4 protein-coding genes are annotated in these 7,471 nt (G+C 26.8%); 2 read left to right on the top strand and 2 right to left on the bottom strand.

Features of this window, described 5'->3' with window-relative positions; all coding sequences use genetic code 11:
- Nucleotides 1–881, bottom strand: an 881-nt coding sequence (locus tag ACPKM0_RS08845; RefSeq protein ID WP_472475238.1) for a hypothetical protein, incomplete at its 3' end; no start/stop codon positions are given.
- Nucleotides 882–1,488: 607 nt separating this feature from the next.
- Between ACPKM0_RS08845 and ACPKM0_RS08850 the strand changes: the two genes are divergently transcribed.
- Both ACPKM0_RS08850 and ACPKM0_RS08855 read left to right on the top strand, forming a co-directional pair.
- Entirely contained in the window at nucleotides 1,489–2,892 is a 1,404-nt protein-coding gene (locus tag ACPKM0_RS08850; RefSeq protein ID WP_472475240.1) for an MATE family efflux transporter, read from the top strand.
- 125 nt (nucleotides 2,893–3,017) lie between these two features.
- The gene (locus ACPKM0_RS08855; protein WP_472475242.1) at nucleotides 3,018–6,482 is read left to right on the top strand and encodes a hypothetical protein; all 3,465 of its coding nucleotides are present in this window, start codon (nucleotides 3,018–3,020) and stop codon (nucleotides 6,480–6,482) included.
- A 125-nt stretch (nucleotides 6,483–6,607) separates the two neighbouring features.
- Here the strand turns inward: ACPKM0_RS08855 and ACPKM0_RS08860 are convergent, their stop codons facing one another.
- Nucleotides 6,608–7,213 (bottom strand): HXXEE domain-containing protein, encoded by a 606-nt coding sequence (locus ACPKM0_RS08860; protein ID WP_472475243.1) that lies wholly within the window; start codon nucleotides 7,211–7,213, stop codon nucleotides 6,608–6,610.
- Between the last annotated feature and the right edge of the window lie 258 nt (nucleotides 7,214–7,471).

The raw sequence follows: 7,471 nt of genomic DNA on the forward strand, positions 1-7,471 counted from the left end.
GGGAATACATAGAAGTCATCAGCAACATATTTCTTAATACCTAATTCAGCCCAATTTGATAAAGATGAAGCATCCATATCATATGTAGCAGTATAATAAGCAATTAATGAAGTTGTATCATCTACAGTATAATATACTTGAGGAGTTACATATAAAGTACTTTCACTATTAGTATAATAAACATCTAAGTAAGTTGAAGCATCATCAATGTCAGCAGCAATTACAGCAGCTACTTCGAAATCAGAAGTATCACTTAACATTACTTTACCATCAATAGCAAAATCAATACCTAATGTACCAGTAATTGTTGCAGCAGCCATAGCTTCATCAGCATAGTCATAGTAACCTACAACTTCAACACCAGTTAAACCTTCTTCAGCAGTTAAATCATAATTAACAGCAACACCATAACCAGCAGTTAATTCAGTGAATGGAGTTAATACTAAAGAACTTTCGTCATCTGAAAGAACTGTTAAAGCTACAGAAGCATTGTAAGTTTGTGTATCACCTAATACATCACCAGCATTATACCAGTTTTCATAACCCATTGACATTTCAGACCAACCAGCTTGAATAGCTAACATATCAGCTGTATAAGAAATACTAGCTTCATCTGCAGATAAAGTAACAGCACCAGTATCAGCAATAGCAAAGTCGATATCTAAACAGAAATCTGTTGTATCAGTTGATTCTTCTAATACAACTGTAGCACCACTTGATAGAGAATCAGCTAAATCATAGGAACCAGAAGCTTCAGATACAGTACTAGTATAAGTTACATAAGAACTACCACTAAGTTGAGGGTCTGCATTAAGTGCGAAAACAGCAAATACAGAAACAGTTAATAAAGTTGAAATTTTCTTTAAATTTAATTTTGTCATTTCACTCTCCTAAAAATAAATTTTTATTTACCCGAATAATAGCACTTACTTCACACTTTTTTACTGTTCTTACACAAATTACACAATAGTTACACATGTAATACACATTAAAACATATTACTTAAATAATACTATTAATTTTAGAATTTGAAGAATTTAAGTTATCCATAAAGTTACAAATTTAAAAATAATGAGAAAAAATATTTCATTTATATTTTACATATTTATCATTTTTTGTATAAAAATATATTTTTGTAAACATATAGATTTATATTTAAAAATAAAATTCACATATCAATAAATTACTTAAGCCCTTGCGTTTTTTTTAGATTTATGATTTTTTCACTCTTTTTATTAGATTTTTCATAAAAATTAATACGAAATCATTATATAACACAATCAACAATGGAATTCTTATTTTTATTTTTAGGAAGATTCAATAACAAATGTGTATTTTTATCAAATAATTACCTTCGTCATTGAGTACTTTTTTAAATATGATAAACGTAATATGATTTTTATAAAAATATGACTTTCTTCCTTTTAATTAGTGATTATATTTATACAATGTAGCAAGAGTGAAAAACAACTAATTAGGAATACATATATGGACACAAATAATAAGAAAGAAGAAAATTCTTTAGTTTTAAACAGAGACATTTTTGAAAATGATCCCATCCCTGTTGCAATGAGAAAACTCGCACTACCTACAGTCGTTAGCATGTTAATAATTATATTATATAATATGGTAGACATTTTCTTTGTTGGACAACTTAATGATGCTAATAAAGTAGCATCTATTTCAGTAGCTTCACCAATATTTTTATTATTAATGGCCTTTGGTAATATGTTTGGAATTGGTGGTGCAACATTTATTTCAAGAGCACTTGGAAAAAGAAAAGATTATATTGTTAAAAATATAAGCAGTTTTTGTTTTTATGGCTCCATTTTTATAGGTATATTTAGTGCAGTAATATATTCACTATTTTCTAAATCTATTATTTATTTTTCTGGCGCCAGTGATAATACTTTTTTAGATGCGAAAATATATTTAGATACAATTGCATATTTTGCTCCAGTTGTAGTATTAACATCAACTTTATCTAATTTAGTCAGAGGTGAAGGTGCTGCTAAAAGAGCAATGAATGGTATGGTTCTTGGAACTATTACTAATATCATACTTGATCCTATTTTTATTTTAGATAAGATATCTATCTTTAATATAAATATTTTTTTAATTGGAATGGGTGTTAAAGGAGCAGCAGTAGCTACTATTATAGGGAATTGTATTTCTGTAGCTTATTTTATTTGGTTTATAGTAATAAAAAAGACTTCAATACTAAATTTAAATATAAAATATTTTAAAATGAGGAACAGAATATTTATAGAAGTATTTTCAATTGGACTTCCAGCAGCTTTAGTTAACATATTAATGAGTGTTAGCAATATCTTATTAAATATAGTATTAGCAAAGCATGGAGATATTGCTATTGCTGCAATGGGAGTTGCTATAAAAGCAAACTTACTTACAGTATTAATTCAAGAAGGAATTGCCTCTGGATCTCAACCTTTAATAGCATATAACTATGGAGCTAAAAATATAAAAAGACAAAAAGCATCAATGAATTATGCTATTAAATTAAACTTCATCTTTGGCCTTATATTATCTATATCATATATAATATTTGCAAATCAAATAGTTCATATTTTCATTTCTGATACTGAAGTTATAAAATTAGGAGCTATGATGCTTAGAACCTTAATGATTTCTATACCTTTCGTTGGAATAATGTTTGTCTATCAATTCTCATTCCAAGCAATGGGAAATGGATTTGCCTCATTTATCTTAGCTGTAAGTAGACAAGGTTTTATATATATCCCTGTTTTATTTTTAGCTGATTATATAATAGGTTTAAATGGTATTGCATTTGCTCAACCAATTAGCGATATTATTTCAGCACTTATTGGATTTATCATATTCTTAAAATTGGAAAAAAAGTTTAACAGCTAAACTACTTCTGCATAAAAATATTAATTGCTATTATAATAATTTTCATAAATAAGTATCAAATATTGTATTATCTGATACTTATGATATAATTTAAAATGTGATTTTGATATAAAGAGGCTATGATTATGAATAAAAAACATTTTTTAGTTCATTGCATTATATTTTCAATTAGTATTTTGATTTTAACTAGCTGCCCAACACCGGGTTCAGACAACTTTGAAATACCTGATGTAATGCAAATGAATTTAATTAGTAAAGACTCTAATTTTACAATAATAAATGGAGAAACTACATCTGAAAGTGTTTTACTTTCATATTCTTCCCCAAATAATATGAATCCTGAAGATGGGACTATGTACTATTCTATAGATTCAAGCCCATTTAAAGTCTGTAAAACATCTAATGTTATAGAGATAAGCGAGAACGGCACCCATCATATTGAAATATATTTTGAAAACAAATTAGGTGAAAGAGGAAATAGTTTTGTATCATGTGATTTTACAATAAATAAACTATCTACAGTACCTTCTTTTAAATTATTTTCAGATATGTACAGTAATGAACAAATAGATGAAATAACAAATGTAGAAGAAATATATATAGAACCTACTTTCCCAATTGATGAAACAACAATTTATACATTCCAATATAAAATTAGTGAATCTAGTGATTGGATTACAACATATAATAGAACACTAATATATCAAACTAGTGAAGGTGAAAATTCAGAATTAACTATATATATTAGATATGAAGAAAAATCTAATTTAGGTGATGATGCAATAAATACTAAAACCATAACTATTGATAGATTAGCACCAACTGAATTAACCTTTTCTTATCCAACTACACAACCATTTAGAATTGCAAAAACTCTTTGGACGAATAATAATACAGATTTAGTAAATATTGATGTTTATTATAAATCAGGAAGTACAACAAATTACACTTTATTAGAATCAATTGGCGATGGTTCTTCAATAATCCAAGAAAATGATGAAAACGAAGTTGGGGCTATAGAAGAAACAACCTTTAAATATATATTAAAAGATAGAGTTGGAAACGAAAATACTTGTTTTACAGAGTCTATCACACCTGGAAACAGTTTTGACCCATCTACTAAAGCCCTATATGTAACCCCTAATGGGACAGGTTTTGGATCTACTTGGGAAACAGCTTATGGTGATTTACAAGATGCAATCGATGATGCCGCCTCTTCTGGAATAAAATTTGTAAATGTAAAAGAAGGTACATATTATCCTACTTCACATCCTAACGGTTTAGAATCATATGCTAATAATGGCCTTCATTTCGCACTAAAAAATAATGTAACAATTACTGGAGGATTTAAAGGTAGTGAAACCGATAATGTACCTATCGGTGGTGAAACAATATTAAATGGGAATAACACATCCTATCATGTAATTTACTTACCAAGTTCTTCTTCTATTACATCTATAGCTATTTTAGATAATGTTAGCATAACTAAAGGAAAAGCTTATGGTTCTTCTCAAAATGGAGGTGGAATTTACTTACAAGGGGCGACACCTACACTAAAGAACTTAAAAATATATGATAATTATGCATCTTCTGGATCTGCAATATATATAGAAGATGCATCAGTTACACTTAACAATATACAACTATATAATAATACTTCTAGTAATGGTGGCGTAATAAATATAAATGCTTGGTTAAATTATTATGAACAAAATTTTAATAATTTAAGAATATTTAACAATGATGATTATTCAATTTATGGAAATTCTAATAAAAAAATAAAAGTAAATCTAAAAAACACATCAATATTTAAAAACGGAAAATCTACTATACATGTATATAATGAAAGTTTAATTAATATGTACAACTGTTCAATAGCTTATAATAATGCATCTTTATCTGATACTGGATTTTCTACAACAAGCGATATAATAAATAGTATAATTTGGAAAAATGGAGAAAATAATGATTCAAGTGGAACTTATTATCCTTATAATTCTATTCAAAATGCAAAGTGCTCAATTATTCAAGATAAAAATATAATAGGTGATGGTTATATTGCTATTTCTAAAGATACTAGATTATTTAAGTATGATAATGATGATGACATAAATAATGATTTCCTCTCTCTTTATGAAGATGTTAGAAACCCCGCATTAGATATGGGAATGAGTATTGAAGGTATAACTTCTGATATCAATAATAATCAACGTTTAGTTGATTTAAACCTAACACAAATTGATAATCTTAGACCAAGCGATATTTTACTTATTAATGAAAAATCAGGATATAATGGAAACTATTGTGATTTAGGACCTTACGAAATACAAATCCCAGAAACAATGCCAGAATATTTATTTGTCGACAATAACGCAGCCCCATCAGACTATTCTTTATTTGGATATACAAGTGATAATCCATCTAATGATATACAAAACGCCCTTTATTTAGCATCCATTTACGATATTGCTGAAGTTCATGTTGCTAAAGGTATATATTATCCAAAAGAAAGACCCGCAATTACTAGCGATAATAGTAGTGAATCTGAAAGATTCCACCATTTTATGCTAATCAATAATATTAAATTGATTGGTGGTTATCCATCTTCTTTCTCTAATTCTTTTGAAGAAACAATTCTTTCAGGAAACATTGGAGATCTTAATGACAATACTGATAATTGTTACCACGTTTTCTATCATTCTGGAAACTTACATCAACTTAACCCATCTGCTTGGATACAAAAATGTACAATTTCTGATGGATATGCTTGGGGATACGTAAATCATTATAATGGTGGAGGTATGTATAATTGTGCATCATATCCAACAATAGTAGATTGTAAATTTGAAAATAATTTTGCTAATGAAGGTGGAGCAATATATTCATTAATGGACAATGGAGATTCCGGTACTCAATCAATTTGGCAAAGTATATTTTTAGACAATACAGTAAGTAACGCAGGTGGGGCTATATATGTTAAGGATAATATTCAATTAGATTTAAATCAGACAGTTTTTATTGGCAATGATAGTGAAAATAGCTACGGTGCTCCATCTATTCATTTAAAACCTTCAGCAAATTTAAATTGTTATCAATCAACTTTTGTTAATAATCCAGTTTCTCTTAATATAAATATGACATCAATTATTATTGAAATAGGAGGAACTACACCATCTAAATTCTATAATAGTTTAATTTTTGAAGATGTTGATGATTATACTGGAACTAAAGATGAAATAACCGGAGAAGATATTAGAGAAAGTATGTATTTTAATACAGTAATACCATACCATAGTAATACTGAAGGAATAAGCTTTGTAAATACAAGTTATCAAGAAAATTTTGCAAAAGCTTTTGACCAAATATTAACTGAAAAAGATCTATATTTTAACCATAATGTAAGTCCTGGAAATCAATATTTATATCATACTGGAGATCCATCCTATATATTAAAAGATATAGTTGATTTAGATAATGATAATAATACAAGTGAATATATCCCTTATGATATATTAGGTAATCCAAGATTAACTAATGGTGAATTATCTATAGGAGCAGTACAGTCAGAGCCTGAATATGTAAATTACTAATAATAACTTTACACTTATATTTTTAGATAAAAGTATATAAAATCTTCTATATTTATTATAGAGACTACATTTATTTAATAATTTAACTCTTTTAAATAGTCTTATATTATAATTGAATATGTAAATTATTTATATTTTTTAACATATTTAGAATAAACAACTTTTCCAGCTATTGGTAATATAAGATTAAGGGATAGTCCTATAAAAAAGTAAATATTAAAAAAAGCATTATTTAGTATCGCATTATTTAAAAAATACCTAACTGACAATATTCCAATAGGAATATTTAATAATAAGCTAACAATAAGACCAGGATTATATAATTTATGAGCTTTTATACCTAGAGCAATATGAGATACTCCAGCAAAAATTGTAAAATAAGGAATCCATAAACCTAAATTTATAGAATAGATAGAAAATATTCCAAACAAAGGCAATAATACCCAAATATAAAATATATTTACAAAAAATATAAAATTTCTATCTAAAGGTCCCTCTTTTTGTTCTATTTTAAAAATATCATGATTAAAAAAATGTTGAAAACCGCCGGGAAATAAATATTCTTCACTCTCATGAAGCATATAAAGAGGAGTTTGTATTATTATTAAAAAAACTGGAAAGTTAGATTTTTTAATAAAAACAAAACTAAATAAGGTCAAATAAAACGCTAATACAAAACCTATGTGTGCCCAATTATCTTTTAGCCAGTTATAATAATCTTTAACTTTCATAATATTTTCTCCCATAAATTTATTAAATCGATTATATATTACTCATCTTATAATTTACTTGCTTTAATGAATATATCAGTTTTATTATATAATATATGAATTTCCAAGATCAATTAAGAAAAAATGTTAGAACTTTTTCAATTAAATTAATTACAGTAGTTTTTATATTATTTGTCACAATTACTCAAATAATGAATTTAGTTGAGAAAAATGTTTATAAAAATGAAAGTATAAGCTTCTTAGACAACACTTTTATTG

The sequence above is a fragment of the Pleomorphochaeta sp. genome (assembly GCF_050031695.1).
GTDB lineage: Bacteria > Spirochaetota > Spirochaetia > Sphaerochaetales > Sphaerochaetaceae > Pleomorphochaeta.